Origin of the sequence: Campylobacter concisus, from assembly GCF_902460895.1 — a bacterium.
In the GTDB taxonomy this organism is placed as follows: domain Bacteria; phylum Campylobacterota; class Campylobacteria; order Campylobacterales; family Campylobacteraceae; genus Campylobacter_A; species Campylobacter_A concisus_BC.
On record NZ_CABPVL010000004.1, the window covers coordinates 70,340 to 89,692 of the forward strand.

The 19,353-nt window shown below is 39.6% G+C and carries 16 protein-coding genes; 9 read left to right on the top strand and 7 right to left on the bottom strand.

The genetic code is table 11. The features are described from left to right. Positions 1-161: 161 nt before the first annotated feature. The gene (gene mnmG, locus F3G98_RS07020; RefSeq protein ID WP_103607756.1) at positions 162-2,024 is read right to left on the bottom strand and encodes a tRNA uridine-5-carboxymethylaminomethyl(34) synthesis enzyme MnmG; all 1,863 of its coding nucleotides are present in this window, start codon (positions 2,022-2,024) and stop codon (positions 162-164) included. Between the two features lie 172 nt (positions 2,025-2,196). Between mnmG and F3G98_RS07025 the strand changes: the two genes are divergently transcribed. The 7 genes from F3G98_RS07025 to F3G98_RS07055 all read left to right on the top strand — a co-directional run bounded on the left by F3G98_RS07025 (position 2,197) and on the right by F3G98_RS07055 (position 10,635). Further along, on the top strand, positions 2,197-5,649 hold the full coding sequence (locus F3G98_RS07025) for an acyl-[ACP]--phospholipid O-acyltransferase (RefSeq protein ID WP_103607755.1): 3,453 nt from the start codon (positions 2,197-2,199) through the stop codon (positions 5,647-5,649). 144 nt (positions 5,650-5,793) lie between these two features. Beyond that, entirely contained in the window at positions 5,794-6,573 is a 780-nt protein-coding gene (locus F3G98_RS07030; RefSeq protein ID WP_103607754.1) for an amino acid ABC transporter substrate-binding protein, read from the top strand. Between the two features lie 9 nt (positions 6,574-6,582). Further along, on the top strand, positions 6,583-7,335 hold the full coding sequence (locus tag F3G98_RS07035) for an amino acid ABC transporter substrate-binding protein (protein ID WP_103607753.1): 753 nt from the start codon (positions 6,583-6,585) through the stop codon (positions 7,333-7,335). Between the two features lie 54 nt (positions 7,336-7,389). Continuing rightward, the gene (locus tag F3G98_RS07040) at positions 7,390-7,854 is read left to right on the top strand and encodes an SET domain-containing protein-lysine N-methyltransferase (RefSeq protein ID WP_180999468.1); all 465 of its coding nucleotides are present in this window, start codon (positions 7,390-7,392) and stop codon (positions 7,852-7,854) included. After that, the gene (locus F3G98_RS07045) at positions 7,851-9,218 is read left to right on the top strand and encodes a hypothetical protein (protein ID WP_149725937.1); all 1,368 of its coding nucleotides are present in this window, start codon (positions 7,851-7,853) and stop codon (positions 9,216-9,218) included. Before F3G98_RS07040 ends, F3G98_RS07045 begins: the two co-directional genes overlap by 4 nt. An 11-nt stretch (positions 9,219-9,229) precedes the next feature. Further along, a complete protein-coding gene (locus F3G98_RS07050) occupies positions 9,230-9,898 on the top strand; it encodes an amino acid ABC transporter permease (protein ID WP_087584180.1) in 669 nt (222 codons plus the stop codon). Next, complete coding sequence (locus F3G98_RS07055; protein WP_149725938.1) at positions 9,898-10,635, top strand: amino acid ABC transporter ATP-binding protein; 738 nt, start codon at positions 9,898-9,900, stop codon at positions 10,633-10,635. Before F3G98_RS07050 ends, F3G98_RS07055 begins: the two co-directional genes overlap by 1 nt. A 28-nt stretch (positions 10,636-10,663) precedes the next feature. On the opposite strand, the gene fldA is transcribed toward F3G98_RS07055, so the two are convergent. The 4 genes from fldA to F3G98_RS07075 all read right to left on the bottom strand — a co-directional run bounded on the left by fldA (position 10,664) and on the right by F3G98_RS07075 (position 13,498). Next, positions 10,664-11,155: a flavodoxin FldA gene (gene fldA, locus F3G98_RS07060; protein ID WP_149725939.1), complete on the bottom strand. Its 492-nt coding sequence runs from the start codon at positions 11,153-11,155 to the stop codon at positions 10,664-10,666. Positions 11,156-11,166: 11 nt separating this feature from the next. Next, positions 11,167-11,880 (bottom strand): UDP-N-acetylmuramate--alanine ligase, encoded by a 714-nt coding sequence (locus tag F3G98_RS07065; protein WP_149725940.1) that lies wholly within the window; start codon positions 11,878-11,880, stop codon positions 11,167-11,169. A 3-nt stretch (positions 11,881-11,883) separates the two neighbouring features. Further along, positions 11,884-12,195: a DUF2325 domain-containing protein gene (locus tag F3G98_RS07070; protein WP_002939277.1), complete on the bottom strand. Its 312-nt coding sequence runs from the start codon at positions 12,193-12,195 to the stop codon at positions 11,884-11,886. 136 nt (positions 12,196-12,331) lie between these two features. Further along, positions 12,332-13,498, bottom strand: a complete 1,167-nt coding sequence (locus F3G98_RS07075; RefSeq protein ID WP_149725941.1) for a sugar transporter — start codon at positions 13,496-13,498, stop codon at positions 12,332-12,334. 157 nt (positions 13,499-13,655) lie between these two features. Between F3G98_RS07075 and nifJ the strand changes: the two genes are divergently transcribed. Beyond that, the gene (gene nifJ / locus F3G98_RS07080) at positions 13,656-17,234 is read left to right on the top strand and encodes a pyruvate:ferredoxin (flavodoxin) oxidoreductase (protein WP_149725942.1); all 3,579 of its coding nucleotides are present in this window, start codon (positions 13,656-13,658) and stop codon (positions 17,232-17,234) included. A 97-nt stretch (positions 17,235-17,331) separates the two neighbouring features. After that, on the top strand, positions 17,332-17,832 hold the full coding sequence (locus F3G98_RS07085) for a DNA-deoxyinosine glycosylase (RefSeq protein ID WP_149725943.1): 501 nt from the start codon (positions 17,332-17,334) through the stop codon (positions 17,830-17,832). 71 nt (positions 17,833-17,903) lie between these two features. Here the strand turns inward: F3G98_RS07085 and F3G98_RS07090 are convergent, their stop codons facing one another. After that, positions 17,904-18,299: a hypothetical protein gene (locus F3G98_RS07090; protein ID WP_149725944.1), complete on the bottom strand. Its 396-nt coding sequence runs from the start codon at positions 18,297-18,299 to the stop codon at positions 17,904-17,906. Positions 18,300-19,093: 794 nt separating this feature from the next. Then, positions 19,094-19,353 (bottom strand): hypothetical protein (locus F3G98_RS10815; protein ID WP_223231326.1); only part of this gene is annotated, 260 nt, incomplete at its 5' end.

The following is a 19,353-nucleotide window of genomic DNA, read 5'->3' on the forward strand; positions in this document are numbered from 1 at the left end:
TTAAGATAAAAAATTTTCTATTTTAGCTCTCGTAAAATAGAAAATTTTAATAATAAAATTTATTAAACTTAAAAAATTATAAATAGCAACTATTAAAAACGAGAAGCTTTGTTTTAAATTTTAAATGCTAGTTAAATTTTAAAACCATAAAAGGCTTAAATTTAAGCCTTTTTCTCGCTCATTTTTATGTAGATATGTAAGATATCGATCGCCGCTGGCGTGATACCTGAAATTTCACTCGCCGCAAAAAGCGTTGGCGGGGCAAATTTCTCAAGCTTTTCGACCACTTCGTTGCTAAGTCCGCTTATGCTTCTAAAGTCGAAATTTTCAGGAATTTTCACATCCATCATATCTTTCATTTTTTCTATCTGATTTTTTTGCTCGCTGATGTAGTGCTGATACTTGCACTCGGTTAAAATTTGATCCATGCTCGCATCGTCTAAATTTACAAATCTCTCATCAAGCTTTCTTAGTTTCTCAGCCGTGAAGCTCTTTCTAGCGACTATCTTTTGAAGGCTCACGTTTTGACTGATCGGCTCTTCATCAAGGCTTGCTAAAAGCTCCAAATTTGCCTTACTTGGCGTGATCTGAGTCTCGTTTAAAAACTCTAACCCCTCTTTTAAATTTCTTCTTATGTTTTCTATCTCGTTAAAAGTCTCATCATCAAGCAGCCCAAGCTCATGACCATATCCGCCAAGCCTTAAAATTGCATTTTCCTCACGCAAAAGCAAACGATACTCCGCCCTACTCGTAAACATCCTATATGGCTCTTTTGTCCCTTTTGTCACAAGGTCATCTATTAAAACGCCGATATAGGCCTCATCACGGCGCAAGATAAGCGGCTCTTTGTTATCCAGCGAAAGCGCCGCATTTATACCAGCCATTAGCCCCTGAGCGCCGGCTTCTTCGTATCCAGTCGTGCCATTTATCTGCCCAGCCAAGTATAGCCCTTTTATTTTTTTGGTCTCAAGGCTGTGTTTTAGCTGCGTTGGCTCGACGTAGTCGTACTCTATGGCATATCCATGCCTTACTATTTTGGCATTTTCAAAGCCCTTTACAGAGCGGAGCATCTGCATTTGCACCTCATAAGGCAGGCTCGTTGAAAAGCCGTTTATATAGTACTCTGTCGCCTCAAGTGTTTGAGGCTCGATAAAAAGGTGGTGTCTGTCGCGGTCGCCAAAGCGGTTTATCTTATCCTCGATACTAGGGCAATATCTTGGTCCGATACCCTCGATCTGACCTGTAAAAAGTGGCGCTTTGTCGAAATTTGAGCGGATTATCTCATGTGTGGTTTCGTTTGTATAGGCGATGTAGCATGGCAGCTGCGTTGGGGAGAAATTTTTAGTTCTAAAGCTAAATGCAACTGGCTTTGCATCGCCATCTTGCTTTTCTAAAATTTCAAAATTTATCGTTTTTGCGTCGATCCTTGGGCATGTTCCAGTCTTTAACCTGCCTAAATTTAGCCCAAGCTCTCTTAGGCTAGAGCTTAGATCCTTTGCGCTTAGCTCACCCACGCGACCAGCTTCAAGTTTGTTAAATCCAACGTGGATTAGCCCGTTTAAAAATGTGCCAGTTGTAATTATCACCTTTTTTGCGTTATAGATGTTGTTTAGGTGGGTTTTAACGCCAGTTACTTCGCCATTTTCGCTTAAAATTTCAGTGGCGATCTCTTGAGAAATTTCTAAATTTGGAGTGTTTAAAAGCAAATTTCTCATATAAACGCGGTATCTATCCATATCGATCTGAGCGCGACTACCACGTACTGCTGGGCCTTTGCTCTCATTTAGCACACGAAACTGGATACCAACAGCATCAGTTGTAAGCCCCATTTGACCGCCAAGCGCGTCGATCTCTTTTACAAGATGCCCTTTTGCAAGGCCGCCGATGGCTGGGTTACAGCTTGCAGCGCCTATTTGCTCGGCTAAGATAGTGATCAGTAAAGTTTGCTTGCCCATTCTAGCAGCCGCAAGACTTGCCTCAATGCCAGCATGTCCGCCGCCAACGACGATGATTTCATAGTTCATGATAAATTTTTCCTTGTTTTTTGATGGACAGATTTTATCAAAAAGCATATAAAATTTAAATTTTTTCAAAGAAATTTCACCACAAAATTTATGGCTAGAGTTTTTTATTAATGATATTTTAAATACTTTACTGCTAGATTTACAAAATTTTAAATCTAAAAAGGCTTTATTCATGAGGAATTTACTAAAAGTCACTGGCTTTTTGCCCTACCTTGCGATCGCATTTTTAAACGCAAGTGTCGATCTAGCGCACAAAATAACCATCCAAAACGTCCTTTTAAAGACCTACTCAGGCGACACGCTTTTTATCCTAACAGCCGTTATAAATGCGATGATCTTGCTTCCATTTATATTTTTATTTTCGCCTTCAAGCTTTATAAATGACAAATTTACAAAGACAAAGGTTATTAGAATTTGCGCCGTCTTTGGCGTTGTTATCAGCGTTGCGGTGCTTATTAGCTACCTTTTGGGTGCCTTTGGCGTGGCATTTGCACTCACGCTCATTTTGGCTGCTCAAAGTGCGATCTACTCGCCAGCAAAATACGGCATCATCAAAGCACTTGTCGGTACTGAGCGGCTTGGCACAGCAAACGGCATCATCCAAGCGCTTACCATCGTAGCGATACTTGTTAGTTCATTTTTGTTTTCATTTATATTTGAAAATTTATATATCCAAGGCGAAAACTCAGAAGAAATTTTAAAAAGCGTCTATCCTATCGGCATCTTTTTAGTCGTATTTAGCGCGCTTGAAGCATTTTTTGCTTACAAGCTACCTTATATCAGCGAAACAAACGAACAATGCGGAGAATTTGAGCTTAAAAGATACATCAGCCTTAGCTACTTAAGAGAGAATTTAAAAGAGGTAAGATCAGATAAAAATATCTGGCTAAGCATCGCTGGTCTTAGCATATTTTGGGGTATCTCTCAGATCATCATAGCAGCCTTCCCAGCTCACTACAAGGCAGTTTTTAACGACGACAGCTCCCTAGCAGTGCAAGCGATCCTTGCAGTAAGCGCCATAGGCATCGCATTTGGCTCATACGTGGCTGGCTCTATGTCAAAGCTACACATCGAGCTTGGCATCGTGCCGATGGGTGCTATTGGTATATTTTTCTCGCTTTTATTTTTCGCATTTGGTTCAAGCATCGGCGTAGTGAGCCTTAGCTCATTTGCATTTGGCTTTTTTGGTGGAATTTTTATAGTGCCGCTAAATGCGATGATCCAGTACTTTGCACCTCAAAAGAGCACCGGCAAGATAATGGCGGCAAATAACTTCTTGCAAAACGTCTCAATGCTGCTATTTCTAGCCATTGGCATAGGCTTGGTATATTTTGAAATTTCAACCACTGGGCTTTTTGTATTTACAGCTCTTGTTTGCTTGATTGGCAGTTTTTACGCTATTTTGCAGCTTCCACACCTTTTTACAAGGCTACTTTTATTGCCATTTTTAAAGACAAAGTACCGCTTTTTTGTTGAAGGACTTCAAAATTTACCGCAAAGTGGCGGCGCGCTACTTCTTGGCAATCACATCAGCTGGATCGACTGGCTCGTGCTGCAAGCTGCAAGCCCAAGGGGCATAAGATTTGTCATGTATAGAACGATCTATAACAAATGGTATCTAAAGCAAATTTTTAAATTTTTTAAAGTGATCCCAATAGGCGCAGGGGCTAGCAAAGAGTCGATCGAGCTAGTTAGAGAGTGCCTAAAAAATGGCGAAGTGGTCGCACTTTTCCCAGAGGGCCACATCAGCTACAACGGCCAGGTAAATGAATTTCAAAAGGGCTTTGAGCTTATCATCAGAGATCTAGAAGAAATTTGCATCGTGCCATTTTATCTTCGTGGCCTTTGGGGATCTAGCTTTTCAAGAGCTAGTAAATTCTACAAAGACCTCACTTCTAAAAACGGCAGACGCGACATCATCGTCGCCTTTGGCAAGCCAATAACAACATTTATAAACGCTGCAAAGATGAAGCAAAAGGTGCTTGAGCTTAGCTTTTCATCGTGGGAAAGCTTTATCTCAAGGCAAAAACCACTAACAAGCGAATGGCTAAACAACGCAAAAGAGGATAAATTTAAAGAGTGCGTGAGCGACAGCACAGGGTTAAATTTAAGCAATTTGAAATTTATAACAGCTGTTTTAGTCTTTATCAAAATTTTCAAACGCGAACTAAAAGATGAGAAAAATATAGGCATCTTGCTACCTAGCTCAAGCATCGCAGCTATCGTCAATATGGCGCTTCTTGCCATGGGCAAAGTAAGCGTAAATTTAAACTATACGCTTAATGCTACCTCGCTAAATCACGCCCTAAAAAAGGCAAATATAAACACGGTGATCACCTCTAGCAAATTTCTTGAAAAGCTCGCACTTAAGGGCTTTGATCTAAAAGATGCGATGAGCGGCAAGGCTAAATTTGCAGAAGATCTCTCAGCCAGCGTCTCAAAAAAAGAGAAATTTTTAGCGCTTTTAACGGCCTTTTTTGCTCCAGTTTGGCTCATCAAGCTTTGCTATTTTAAGCGTGTAAGCTTAGAGGATACGGCTACTATTTTATTTAGTAGCGGCAGCGAGGGCGAGCCAAAAGGCATCGAGCTAAGCCATAAAAATTTACTTGCAAACATTAAGCAAATAAGCGAACTTCTAAATTTCAAAAAAGATGACGTCATCTTAAACTCACTTCCAGTATTTCACTCATTTGGACTAACGGTCACCACGCTCATGCCACTTTGCGAGGGCATAAAAATGGTAAGTGTGCCTGACCCAACAGACGGAGCTACTATCGGCAAAATGGCCGCAAGACACAGCGCTAGCATCATCTTTGGCACCTCAACATTCTTTAGGCTCTACACCAGAAACAAAAAGCTTCATCCGTTGATGTTTCAAAGTGCCAGAATGGTCGTAGCTGGGGCTGAAAAGCTAAAACCTGAGATAAAAGACGAGTTTAGGCTCAAATTTGGCATAGAAATTTATGAAGGATATGGCGCGACCGAAACTGCGCCAGTAGCTGCTGTAAATATGCCAAATATCCTAGAAAAAGAGAGCCTAAAAGAGCTTACATTTAATAGACCTGGCAGCGTTGGCATGCCTCTGCCTGGTACTATCATAAAAATAATCGACCCAGAGACGCTTGAAGAGCTAGAAACTGGCACAGACGGCCTCATCGTCATCGGCGGATCGCAGGTGATGAAGGGCTATCTAAACGACGAAGCCAAAACAAGCGAGGTCATCACGCACATTGATGGCGTAAGATACTATAAAACTGGCGATAAAGGCCACATCGATGAAAACGGCTTTGTATTTATCGTCGATAGATACTCAAGATTTGCTAAAATTGGCGGCGAGATGATAAGCCTTGGAAGCGTCGAAGAAGAGCTTGCAAAGGTGCTTGGGGGCGACGTTGTCTTTAGTAGCGCAAACGTACCAGATAGCAAAAAAGGTGAAGCGATCGCACTTTTAGTAAAAAGTGGCACTGAACCTGAAAATATCGAGCAAATTTTAAAAGAGAGCAGCCTAGCTCCTATAATGATGCCAAGCTATATATTTATCGTTGATGATATCCCAACGCTTGCAAGCGGCAAGGTTGATTTTAAGGGGGTAAAAGCTCTAGCGGTCTCACTTTTAGCGGAGTGAGGCGCCGCCCTTTTATTTTTGTGATAAAATAGCGCCAAAATATTACCTAGGTCGCAGTTGCGACTGACATTTGCATAAATCTTAAATTTATCTTTTTTTGCAAATTCCGTTATTGATTTTATTTTTCTTAATAAGGAGTTTTGTATGAAATTTTCTAGTGCTTTTAAATTTGGTGCAACCTTCGTAGTTGCTTGCTTGTTCTCTTTAAATTCTGCCTTGGCAAATTCTTACGAGCAGATCAAAAAAGATGGCGTTATAAGGATAGCGACCGAGGGTGTTTATTCGCCATTTTCGTTTCACAATGAAAAAGATGAGCTAATGGGCTATGATGTGGAGATAGCAAGAGCCGTGGCTAAAAAACTAGGCGTAAAGCCAAAATTTATCGAAGCTTCATGGGATGCGATGCTTGCGGCATTTGACGCTGGCAAGGCGGACGTGGTGTTTAACCAAGTAAGTATAACCGACGAGCGAAAGAAAAAGTATGACTACAGCGTGCCATATATGCTCTCTTACTCAGCCATCGTCGTGCATAAAGACAATAACGACATCAAAAGCTTTGCTGATCTAAAAGGAAAAAGAAGCGTGCATTCAGTAAATAGCATGTGGATACCAACCGTTGAAAAGTATGGCGCCAAGCTAGTTGTGGCCGATAGTTTGAGCGATCAGATAAATTTGATCATCACAAAAAGAGCTGATGATACGATAGATGATGCGGTGATGTTTTATGACTACATCAAACAACACCCAAACGCCCCTATAAAGATCATCGAAGCTGGCGACGAGCCGATGTATACGGCTGCGATTGTTAAAAAGGGTAACAAAGAGCTACTAAATAAGATAAATAATGCCCTAAATGAGCTTAGCAAAGAAGGAGTTTTAAGCGAAATTTCGCTTAAATACTTCGGCAAAGACATTTCTAAATAAGGAGAATCAATGAATTTTAAGCCCATTTTTGGCTTTATCGCAGGTGCTTTTTTAGCTTTAAATTTAAATGCTTCAACTATCAAAAAAGGTGAGCTTATAGTTGCAACTGAAGGCACTTACTCACCTTACTCATTTTATGACGAAAAGGGCGAGCTAGTAGGATATGACGTAGATATCGCAAAAGCAGTAGCGCAAAAACTAAATTTAAAAGTTGAGTTTCTAACAGCCCCATGGGATGCGATGCTTGCGGCATTTGACGCTGGCAAAGCAGACGTTGTTTTTAACCAAGTTAGCATAAACGAAGATAGAAAGAAAAAGTATGACATGAGCATGCCTTACACCATGCCATATCCCGTAATAGTCGTACATAAAGATAATAACGACATCAAAAGTTTTGCTGATCTAAAGGGCAAAAAAAGCGTACACTCTGCAACTAGCAACTGGGCAGCGATAGCTGAGAAAAATGGCGCAACAGTGGTTGTGGCTGATGGCTTTAGCAAAGGCGTGGAGCTTATCATCTCAAAAAGAGCTGACGATACGATAAATGATAACGTCACATTTTTTGACTACATCAAACAACGTCCAAATGCACCGCTAAAGATCGCATATACTAGCAACGAGCCGATGCCAACAGCTGCACTTCTTAAAAAAGGCAACACCGAGCTACTAGAAGCGATAAACAAAGCGCTTGATGAACTAAAAGCCGAAGGCAAGATAAGCGAAATTTCGATGAAATATTTTGGAAAAGATATTTCAAAATAATTTTTAAAGCCAATATTTTTATTGGCTTTACTTTTTGTATAACTAGGAGAAATTTTGAGCGAAAAAGATACAGATGTAACAAAAGACATAGACTTTATAAATGAAACTATAATTGACAATATAAATTTTACGTATATTTCTGAAAGTAAAATTCACGGATTTGGACTTTTTGCTAATAAAAATTTAGATAGTGGCACAATACTTTGCTTTTTAGATGGACAAATAATGAATTGGGATCACTATGATGAAATAGCAAAGAGTATAAATTTAGGAAAATATCAAAACTATATTTTTATGGAGTGGAACGCACTTAGCAATAAAACATTACTTGTACGAGCATTTAGAACAAAATACAGCTATATAAATCACTCAAGTGTGCCAAATGTAGAGATAAAATACAATCCAATTCGCATAGAAACAATAAAACAAATAAATAAAAATGATGAAATAGTTATAGACTACAACAAAGAACCATTAAAAAAAGAGTACCTTGACGATAAAGAAAAAGGGTTTTTGTGATACGCATTAAAACTACAATTATTCAACCAATAGAAATCAATACACAAACATTAATAAAGCTTTTTGATACAAAAATAAATATTGAAAATTTTAAAAAATATAAAAACGTTAAAGCACCTTGTTGGAAACAAACTATGGATGAGCTTTTTAATCTATATAGTTCATTTATAATTTTAGATAACCAACTTATAAATTCTAAAGATTTACAAGCAGAACTGAAAAGTGATCATTTTAATATCAACGACAAATTTAATATATCTGATTTTATAGACGAACATGACTTGCAAGCATACTTAATGTTTGACTACAGGCTATTTCAATTTTGTATAGTGTATGAGCTTGACTTTATTTTGCCGCTAAATAATATAGAAAATGTCACTAGACATGAACAAGACAAATTAGATTTTTATAATTGTATTCGCAATATCTTTGTTAAAGAAACCGATAGTTCGTATCTACCGTCTATTATTTATAATTTGCAAGATAGCTTAATAAAAGAGGCAATGAATTTTATAGATGTAAATTTTAACTTAAAAGATAGTGCAGATAGCCTTAAAATACTAAATAATAGCGGCAATATAACAAATGTAGCTATCTTAGAAAACTTAAATGATAAAGAATTTGAAAAATACTCAAATTATTTACTAAATTTAAATTCATTAGCTGAAAGAAATCAAAACTATAGTTCTCCTATAAAAATAAAATCAGCAAACTCAAAACACGATAATTTATACTTTTTTAATGGTCGCTTTCATACGATAATATTACAAAATCAAAAAGATAAATACAGATACATACCAATACAATTTCAAATGCAATACCTTTGGTTTTATTTATCTAAGCAGATAAATTTAATACTCGAGTTTTACAATGACAATATTTTAAAAGATAACTCTATATCAAAAATATCAGAATACAGCGATAAAATCGATGCAATAATAAATAAAATCGAAAATCTAAATATTTTTAATCAAAAATTTAAACTTTCTATTGAGGCTGATAGTAAAATTTACCACGCAATAGAAGAAAAATGGAATATAGAAAATATGATCAAAACTTCAAACGAATATGTCGTCTATTTTAAAGATTATCTAGCAAGAATTTACACCAAGAAAAGCTCCAAAATGGAGCAAAGACAAAATAAGATACTCTTATTTATAACTTTATTTCAATTCATTGCGCTTCTAAGTGTTTGGAATGATTATCTAAATTTATTAAGCGTTGAATTTTTAGAAAAAGCAAAAGGCATATTGCCACTATTTGGTTCAGAGAGTAACCTAGAAGCTTTCAACATATATCTACCAATTATATTTTTCATAATAATTTTATGTATGTTTTTTTATATCTTCAAAAATAAGGAATAGTTAAAGCAAAAATGGAAAATTTAGATAGAGTGATCGAGCTTATTTCAAGCTCGACGCTACCGATGATCATCGCACTTTTAAAAGTGACGATCCCACTTACTTTGCTCTCGTTTTCGCTAGGGCTTGTCATCGCCATTATCACAGCAGTAGCAAGGCTTTCAAATATAAAAATTTTAAAATTTATATTTGCCACCTATGTTTGGATATTTCGTGGCACGCCGCTTCTTGTGCAGCTTTTCATCGTATTTTACGGGCTTCCTAGCATCGGCGTCACGCTTGATACTTGGAGTGCGGCGACTATCGCATTTAGCCTAAACGTGGGTGCTTATGCGTCTGAATCTGTAAGGGCTGCCATACTTTCTGTGCCAAAAGGTCAGTGGGAGGCCGCCACATCGCTTGGCATGACGCACTATCAAATTTTAAAGCGCATCATCGCACCTCAAGCAGTGAGGATCTCGCTGCCACCGCTTTCAAACACATTTATAGGCCTTGTTAAAGACACTTCGCTAGCAGCTTCTATAACGATGGTAGATATGTTTATGGTCGCTCAAAGGATCGCAGCAAGGACCTTTGAACCACTCATCCTCTATATCCTAGCAGCACTCATCTATCTAGTGGTTTGCACACTTTTAACCTATCTTCAATCAAGGCTTGAAAAAGCTGTCTCAAGGTATGTCTAATGGCTATAAATTTTAAAAATATAAGCAAATCTTACGGCGATCATTTGGTGCTAGATAACATAAATACAAGCTTTAAAGAGGGGCAAACGACCGTGATAGTTGGCTCATCTGGTTGTGGCAAATCAACACTTCTTAGATGCATAAATTTACTTGAGATCCCACAAAGTGGCACTTTAGAGGTAGATGATAGGAGTGTAAATTTTAAAGAGAAGATTAGCTCAAAAGAGCTTTTAGAAATTCGTAAAAAAACAGGCATGGTCTTTCAAAGCTTCAACCTCTTCCCGCACCTAACAGCGCTTCAAAATGTCACCGAAGCTCCGATCCACGTTCAAAAAAAGGATAAAAACGAAGCGATAAAAGAGGCAAAAGAGCTTTTGGCTAAAGTGGGACTTAGCCACAAAGAAGATACCTATCCAAACAGGCTCTCAGGCGGACAAGCACAGCGCGTGGCCATCGCTAGAGCGCTAGCTGTAAATCCATACTTTTTGCTACTTGACGAGCCTACAAGTGCGCTTGATCCAGAGCTTGAGGCTGAAGTTTTAAAGGTCATCTTATCTCTTGCAAAAGAGAAAAAGTCTATGATCATCGTCACTCACAATATGAATTTTGCTAGAAAGATAGCTGATAGAATTTTGTTTTTAGATAAAGGTGTGATCGCGTTTGATGGCTTAGTTGATGAGTTTTTTAACAGCCAAAATGAGAGGATAAAAAGCTTCATCTCGGCTATGGATATATAAATTTAGCTAGAAGATCTAGCTAAATTAATTACGCAAAGTATGGTTTTATCTGCTCGATCCAAGCTGAAATTCTACCCTCAGTTTTATCGCTCTGGTTATCAGCATCAAGCGCTAGACCTACAAATTTACCATTTCTTACGGCATCAGAGCCATCAAATGTATATCCATCAGTGCTAACTTCGCCAACTACCTTTGCACCTGCTTTTACGACCTCGTCATAGAGCTTTGCCATGCCATTACAGTACTCATCAGAGTAGCTCTCGCTATCGCCCATGCCAAAAACTGCGACCGTTTTACCGCTTAAATTTAACGCTTTAAAATCAAACGCATCCCAGTCATCTTGCAGGTCGCCGCTACCCCAAGTCGATGTGCCAAGGATGAGCTTATCAAAGCTATTTATCTTTGCCCCGTCCACGTCAGAGACGTTTAAAAGCTCGTTTTCAAGTCCCAAGCTCTCGCTTATAAGTTTTGCTGCATCTTCAGTATTTCCCATGCTGCTTCCATAAACTATACCTATCATTTTTATCCTTTTTAAAAAATTTTACTAATAATCGTATAAGGCACGAGCTTTATGCACCCTCTTGCAAAGCAGTGTCTAACCTCAACGTGCCGCCTAAATTCCTCATTTCTAGGACAAACGATATAGACCATCTCGCACTCGCGACCAAGCGCGCAAACGGCTGCATCAATGTCGTCGTTTAAATTTCTCATATCATCAAAGCTCACTTTTTTAAAGCTTGGCATGACGCTGAGTAAATTTTTGCCACCCTGTTTGACCGAGATGACGCCGCCATTTAGCACGACATCTTTGTCTTGATGGCGGAGGCGTATTTTATCATAAACAAACTGGCAAAACATCTGCGCTGCGTCAATGAAAAACTCAAATTCCCCGCTTTTATAAAGCATCTTTATCATCTTTGCAGCTGCCATCTTTGGCTCTTTTGCTACAAATTTCAACCCTTTAAAATCATTTTTCAAATAAGCATTTATAACGATGTTTGAAGGCATGCAAAAGCTATCAACTGGTTTAAAATTTAGAAATTTATCGCGAAGTAAGAAATTTATCCTAGCCTCAAAAATATCTTTGAAATTTAGAAATTTAGCGTAAGAAAGCGGGATCTTTAGCTCGCTTTCAACGCCAACATTATAAAGTGCGATGAAAATTTTCGCACGTGAAAGCTTGTCAAGCTTTGCAAAAATACTTGGAGTTATTTCGCCAATATCTGATAAAAACCCGAACTTCATCGATTATTCTTTGCATCCAAATTCCTTATCTAGGCCAAAGACCTTACAATACTCGCAAAATACGCAGCTAACGCTTCTTTTCGCACAAACGATAGGGATATTTCTCTTTTTTGCCTGAGTTTTAATAGTCTTCATCGTGTTGTGGTTTAAAAAGCTAGTTAGCATCACCACGCACTCAGTATCTTGCGGGATCGGCTTGCGATTTACGCGGTTTTCGTTTCTGGCGTCCCAGTGCTCTATCTTCTCAGCTCCTAAATCATGCAAAACAGCCTTAATAGGCGTGATCTCATCTGCTCCGATAACTAAAACTGACATAACAAGCTCCTAAAATTTATTCGTTTTCTGATAACGATTATAAAAAAGCTTAGCTAAAATTATTCTTAGTTATGATATTTATTATCACTTATTTGTAGAAATTTGTAACGTTTTTGGTTTTTTAAAAAAGCTAAATTTACTCAGCCTTCTTAAATTTAACCGCTGCAACAAGAAAAACGACAAGTCCAGCCGCTGCAAAAAGGCTACCAACGTTGCCGATATTTTGCTCGCCAAGATGAACTATCGTTTGATGACCTATCAGCGCGCCAGCTCCTATGCCGATATTATAAATAGCTGAATATATCGCCATCGCAGCGTCCGTGGCATTTGAGGCTAAATTTAGCACCTTGATCTGAAAGCTCATATTTATCCCAGCTATGCCAAGTCCCCAGATGAAAGCAAGTGCAAGCATCAAGCTCTCGTTTGTAGCGATCAAATTTAGCGCAATCAAGCAGGCTAAAATGATCGCTATTGAGATAGCTGTAAAAGCATTTGGTATGAGCTTATAAAATTTAGAGAAAAGTGCGCTTGCTACGATACCAGCGACGCCAAACAAAAGCAAAAATATAGTGATAAATTTACCATCAAAGCCGCTAATATCTTTAGCAAATGGCTCGATGTAGCTATAAGTGCTAAAATGCGCGCTGATAACGATAGCAGTTAGCAAAAATATCACCATCAAAAAGCCATTTTTAGCTAACTCTGGCAAGCTTTTTAGCGAGCCTGAGTTTTTGCTAGGCAAAAGTGGTAAAATTTTATATAGCCAAGCGCCAACACCCACAGCAAAGATCCCTATGAGCCCAAATGTGACACGCCAGCCCAAGCTATCGCCTAAAATTCTACCAAGCGGCAAGCCAAGTATCATCGCCATCGATGTGCCAAGTGCCAAAAGTCCCAGAGCTTGCGAGCTTTTATTGATAGGTGCGACCCTGACGGCAAGCGAGGCGGTAATCGACCAAAATATGGCGTGTGAGATGGCTATTAGCACGCGAGCTATGACTAAAACCGTGAAATTCCAAGCGACCGCGCAAAGTGCGTGAGAAGCGACAAAAATGATAAAAACCTTTAAAAGCAGCGACCTTCGCTCTAAATTTGCAGTTAAAAGCATAAATGGTAGCGAGAGTATCGTCACGCTCCACGCATATATCGTGATGATGAGCCCAGTATCAGCCGTACTCATGCCAAAATCCTTTGCTATGTCGCTTAGAAGCGGCACCGGCACGAACTCAGTTGTATTAAATATAAAAGCTGCAAAAGCTAGCGCGATAACCCTTAGATAGGCTATTTTATGAATATTTATCAAAATTTCATCCTTTTTACTTTGTCCCCTACAATATTAAAATTTGACTTACATCTTAGTTATTTATAAATTTTAATTTTTTAATGATAGAGATTAATGACAAATTTTGGATTATTTCCTTATAATAAAGCCATTTTTAAGATAATTTTAAGGCGGAAATATGTCAAAAATAATGAAAACTATGGACGGAAACGAGGCCGCAGCTTACGCGTCATACGCATTTACCGAAGTAGCTGGAATTTACCCTATCACTCCTAGCTCGCCTATGGCTGACTACACTGACCTTTGGGCAGCGCAGGGCAAGAAAAATTTATTTGGTATGCCAGTAAAAGTGGTCGAAATGCAAAGCGAAGGCGGTGCAGCTGGCACGGTGCATGGCTCGCTACAAGTTGGCGCGCTAACTACGACCTACACAGCTTCTCAAGGCCTACTTTTAAAAATTCCAAATATGTATAAAATAGCAGGCCAGCTCCTCCCCGGCGTCATCCACGTCTCAGCTCGCTCGATAGCAGCACAGGCTCTCTCAATCTTTGGCGACCACCAAGACATCTATGCCTGTCGTCAAACCGGCTTTGCTATGCTAGCAAGCGGCTCAGTGCAAGAGGTGATGGATATCGCTGGCGTCGCGCATTTAGCGGCGATAAAGGGCAGAGTGCCATTTTTACACTTCTTTGACGGCTTTAGAACGAGCCATGAAATTCAAAAGGTCGAGGTGCTTGACTACGCACACTTTGATAGACTTCTTGACCGCGAGGCACTGCAAAAATTTAGAGACGAAGCGCTAAGCCCAGAGAGCCCAAAAACTCGTGGCACAGCGCAAAATGACGATATATATTTTCAAACAAGAGAGCTAAGCAACCGCTTTTATGACGCAGTGCCAGATATCGTAGCAAACTACCTAGCTGAAATTTCAAAGATCACTGGTCGTGACTACAAGCCGTTTAACTACTACGGCGACCCAGAAGCGACACGTGTCATCGTAGCCATGGGCTCAGTTACGCAAACTCTTGAAGAGGTCGTGGATTATCTAAACGCAAAAGGCGAAAAGGTGGGCATCATCAAGGTGCATTTGTACCGCCCATTTAGCACAAAATATTTCTTTGACGTGATGCCAAAGAGCGTAAAAAGCATAGCCGTCCTTGACCGTACAAAAGAGCCTGGCAGTCTTGGTGAGCCGCTATATCTTGATATAAAAGCTGCATTTTACGGCCAAAAGGACGCTCCAGTGATCGTTGGCGGCAGATACGGCCTAAGCTCAAAGGACGTCGATCCTGCGCAAATGCTAGCTGTATTTGAAAATTTAAGCCAAAGCGAGCCAAAAGACGGCTTTACAGTTGGTATCGTTGATGACGTAACTTTTACGTCGCTACCGACTGGAGAGAAAATTTCACTAAGCGACGAAAGCGTTAAAGAGTGCTTATTTTACGGCCTTGGAGCTGACGGCACCGTGGGCGCGAACAAAAACTCTATTAAGATCATCGGCGATAAGACTGACCTTTATGCGCAGGCATATTTTGCCTACGATAGTAAAAAATCAGGCGGCTACACACGCTCACACCTTCGCTTTGGCAAAAAGCCGATCCGCTCGACCTATCTCGTCTCAAATCCGCACTTTGTAGCCTGCTCAGTCGCTGCATATCTTGAAATTTACGACGTTATTGACGGCATCAGAGAAAACGGCACGTTTTTGCTAAACTCTATCTGGGACGCAGAGCAGACCATAGCGAAGCTACCAAATAAAGTTAAGAAAATTTTAGCTAGCAAAAATATAAATTTCTACATCATAAACGCAACAAAGCTAGCACACGATATCGGCCTTAAAAACCGCACAAATACCATAATGCAGTCGGCATTTTTCAAGCTTGCGGACATCATACCATTTGAAGATGCGCAAAAATATATGAAAGAGTACGCTCACAAAGCCTACGCTAAAAAAGGCGAGGCGATCGTGCAGATGAACTACAACGCTATCGACGTTGGCGCAAATGGGCTCATAAAAGTGCCAGTCGATCCTGCGTGGGCAAATTTAACAGACGATGAACAAAAAGATGAGAAATACATCGGCAACAGCTTCATCGAAAACGTCGTAAAACCGATAAATGCGGCTCGCGGTGACAGCCTGCCAGTCTCAGCCTTCATAGGCTACGAGGACGGCCACTTTGAAGCTGGCACGACGGCTTACGAGAAGCGTGGCGTTGGCGTCATGGTGCCAAAATGGATCGAGCAAAACTGCATCCAGTGCAACCAGTGCGCATTTGTCTGCCCACACGCTGTAATCAGGCCATTTTTAATAGACGAAAACGAGCTTAGCGCAGCACCACAAGGCGTAAAAGAGCACAACCTAGATGCAAAAGGCAAAGAGGTCAAGGGACTAAAATATAAAATCCAAGTAAGCCCGCTAGACTGCACCGGCTGCGAGCTATGCGCGCAAAACTGCCCAAGTAAAGAAAAATCGCTCGTCATGGTGCCGCTTGAAGAAGAGTTAGGCAAAAACGAGCAAGAAAATGCTGATTATCTATTTAAAAAGGTCGCTTACAAAGACGATCTTATGAACAAAGAGAGCGTTAAGGGCGTTGGCTTTGCTAAGCCGCTCTTTGAATTCCACGGCGCTTGCCCAGGATGTGGCGAAACTCCGTATATCACGCTTATAACAAGGCTCTTTGGCGAGCGCATGATCGTGGCAAACGCGACTGGTTGTAGCTCGATATATGGTGGCTCTGCCCCATCTACTCCATACACCACAAATGACGAAGGCAAGGGCGTTGCGTGGGCAAATTCGCTATTTGAAGATAACGCCGAGTTTGGCATGGGTATGAACGTAGCGATGGAGACCATGCGCCACCGCATCGAAGATATAATGAGAAACAACATAGATAGCGTACCAAACGCACTTTCAGCGCTTTACAACGACTGGATAAATTTCAAAAATGATGGCGTTAAAACGCAAGAGATCACGAAAAATTTATTGCCTATCTTAGAGCAAAATTTAAGCGCGCCAGGCGTTAAAGAAATTTTAGAGCTTAAGAAATTCCTCGTCAAAAAGTCGCAATGGATCATCGGCGGCGACGGCTGGGCGTATGACATCGGCTTTGGCGGACTTGACCACGTGCTAGCAAGCGGTGAGAACGTAAATGTGCTAGTGCTTGACACCGAGGTTTATTCAAATACTGGTGGCCAAAGCTCTAAATCAAGCCGCGCAGGCTCGATAGCGCAGTTTACGGCTAGCGGCAAGCCGGCTCAGAAAAAGGACCTTGGCTACATCGCGATGACTTACGGCAACATTTTTGTAGCACAGATCAACTCAAACGCGAGCCAAGCAAACGTGATAAAAGCGATCGCAGCGGCCGAAGCGTATGATGGCCCAAGCCTCATCATCGCTTACTCTCCGTGCATCGCTCACGGCATCAAAGGTGGCTTATCGCAGTCAGGCGGCCAAGGCGAACTCGCCACAAAATGCGGATACTGGCCGACATATCTATACGATCCGCGCCTTTTAAAAGAGGGACAAAATCCTCTAAAAATCACCTCAAAAGAGCCAGACTGGTCGCTTTATGAAGAGTTTTTACTAAACGAGGTTCGCTACAACTCGCTTAAGAAGACCAACCCTGAGCACGCAGACGAGCTACTAGCTAAAAACAAAGCTGACGCGCAAAGACGCTACCGCCAGCTAAAACGCCTTAGCCTAGCTGACTTTAGCGACGAAATAGAGAGCAGCGAAGCTGCGCAAAGCGCTGAGTAAATTTAAATTTCTCTTGCCAAATTTAAACGGCAAGAGAAAATTTCATTAAATTTATCCGTTTTTTGGCGGCTAAATTTTCAAATTTAAAAGGTAAAATATGAGCCAAATGCACCCTTTTAAGCCAATCTTTGATAGAAACTCTAAAATTTTGATCCTAGGCTCTTTCCCCTCTGTCATCTCTCGTAAATTTGGCTTTTACTATACAAATCCACAAAACCGCTTTTGGCGGGTGTTGGCTGGGATTTTAAATGCTGACCTGCCAGAAAGCACGGATGAAAAGATAAATTTCCTTCTAGCTCACCGCATCGCTATCTACGACGCTGCGATCTCTTGTGAGATAAAGGGCTCGAGCGACGCCAAAATGAGCAAGATCGTGCCTGTAAATTTAAAGCCGATATTTAAAGAGGCAAATATCACGCAAGTTTACGCAAACGGCGGCAAGGCTTATGAAATTTGTAAAAAATACTTAGAAGACGAGATCATAAAAGCAACAAAAAATGAGGTGATAAAACTACCATCAACCAGCCCTGCAAATGCTAAATTTAGCCTTGAAAAGCTCGCAAAAGAATGGTCGGTGATAGCTAGAGCGCTAGAATAACAAAAATAAAAATGACTTTACCTTTGAATTATTTTTGCCTTGCTCCCTTTTGCATTACAAAATTTATAAATTTATCTCTTTAGCTTTCGCTTTTTATTTCTAGGCTTTGATCTAAACAGCGGCCCAGTTTTTGGTTTTGGCCTTGTTTCATAGTGTGTGTTATAGCATTTTAGTAGCCCTTGTCCGCACTTTTCACATGTAGTTTCACCTATATTATAAAATTTCATGCAATCAGGACACCACATGCCAACTAGCCTTTGTACGATTGGAGGCTCTTTTCTAAAAGCCATCCAAAAACCATAAATGCTTAGCACCAAAAATCCAAATGCTGGTAGCAAGTATAAATAACCAGTATCATCAAATTTAAAAAACTTCTCACCAACTTTTACATTTTTGTTAGCTAGCATAGAGATACAGTAAAGCAAGCACATAAACCCTATAAAAAAGCCACCTATGCGGTTAAACATGTTTTCTACTTTCTAGCATTATTTTTCAAATTTTCTTTACGCCTTTTTGATCGAGACATTCTAAAGAATTTTGGCTTGGCTTCTATAGCATTGTTTTGTGGTTTTACCAAATGCCTAATTGTCCCAAAAATAGCATAAAAACAAACTGCAACAACAAGAAAAAGTGAAAAATTAACTGTTAGGGGCAAAATGCCATCCAATCTAGTGACACTAAAATATAGCCTATAAAACAAAAAAGCGATCAAGAATATAATTACTAGGTCAAACAAGATATATAAAATAGACTGGATATTACCCCTTGTCTTAAATTTGAAATAATATAAACTTGAAATAACATCCTCTATCAGCATCTTTAAAAATAGTAATCCTACAGTGTCAAATACCAACCAATATAGCCACGGAGCATTTGGCATAAAACCAATGTCAATTATTCTGCTAATAAAACTACCCATTAAAATATCTCACAACTCACTATTGCTAAATTTACTAGGTATTATTTATATTCACACATCAATTTGTTTATCTTTACGAAAAAAACACAAATAACATAGCAAATATCAACTATTAGCTGAAGACATAAACAAGCAAATGCGATATAGAGTAAATTTCTATCACCTAGGTCGTATGCAAAAAATTGAGGAATGTTTATAAAATTTGTCAGGATGATCATTATAGCACCAACAAAAACAAACAAGTATCTAATCATAAATTTTCGACCCTTGTTTTTAGACTCTTTTAGCCAAAAAATCAAAAATATAAAACTTGCAATAGATCCGAAAATTAGACCAATATTATTAAAAGCCAACGTTATCCCCCATCAAAAAAACAGTAACTATCAGAAATATATTCAAAAATAGTTGATAATAGCCAGAAAAGTGCTTAGGGTTATTTTGCCAATCTATCAATATAATGGCTGGCCAGATCATATTCATAAAAAGAACAACTATCATGGCCACTAATATTCCTCTGCTTATTTCAAACCAATTGTTGTGATAATACACAATATAGCAAGCAAAATAAACAAGTATGGCATAACCTATAAAAATATATAATC

Bases quoted from the DNA above. Each gene is read 5' to 3' on its own strand.
- F3G98_RS07050 (WP_087584180.1), top strand. From the start codon at position 9,230: ATGGAAAATTTAGATAGAGTGATCGAGCTTATTTCAAGCTCGACGCTA.
- F3G98_RS07090 (WP_149725944.1), bottom strand. From the start codon at position 18,299: ATGTTTAACCGCATAGGTGGCTTTTTTATAGGGTTTATGTGCTTGCTT.
- F3G98_RS07065 (WP_149725940.1), bottom strand. From the start codon at position 11,880: ATGAAGTTCGGGTTTTTATCAGATATTGGCGAAATAACTCCAAGTATT.
- nifJ (WP_149725942.1), top strand. From the start codon at position 13,656: ATGTCAAAAATAATGAAAACTATGGACGGAAACGAGGCCGCAGCTTAC.
- fldA (WP_149725939.1), bottom strand. From the start codon at position 11,155: ATGATAGGTATAGTTTATGGAAGCAGCATGGGAAATACTGAAGATGCA.
- F3G98_RS07030 (WP_103607754.1), top strand. From the start codon at position 5,794: ATGAAATTTTCTAGTGCTTTTAAATTTGGTGCAACCTTCGTAGTTGCT.
- mnmG (WP_103607756.1), bottom strand. From the start codon at position 2,024: ATGAACTATGAAATCATCGTCGTTGGCGGCGGACATGCTGGCATTGAG.
- F3G98_RS07070 (WP_002939277.1), bottom strand. From the start codon at position 12,195: ATGTCAGTTTTAGTTATCGGAGCAGATGAGATCACGCCTATTAAGGCT.
- F3G98_RS07035 (WP_103607753.1), top strand. From the start codon at position 6,583: ATGAATTTTAAGCCCATTTTTGGCTTTATCGCAGGTGCTTTTTTAGCT.
- F3G98_RS07085 (WP_149725943.1), top strand. From the start codon at position 17,332: ATGAGCCAAATGCACCCTTTTAAGCCAATCTTTGATAGAAACTCTAAA.
- F3G98_RS07025 (WP_103607755.1), top strand. From the start codon at position 2,197: ATGAGGAATTTACTAAAAGTCACTGGCTTTTTGCCCTACCTTGCGATC.
- F3G98_RS07055 (WP_149725938.1), top strand. From the start codon at position 9,898: ATGGCTATAAATTTTAAAAATATAAGCAAATCTTACGGCGATCATTTG.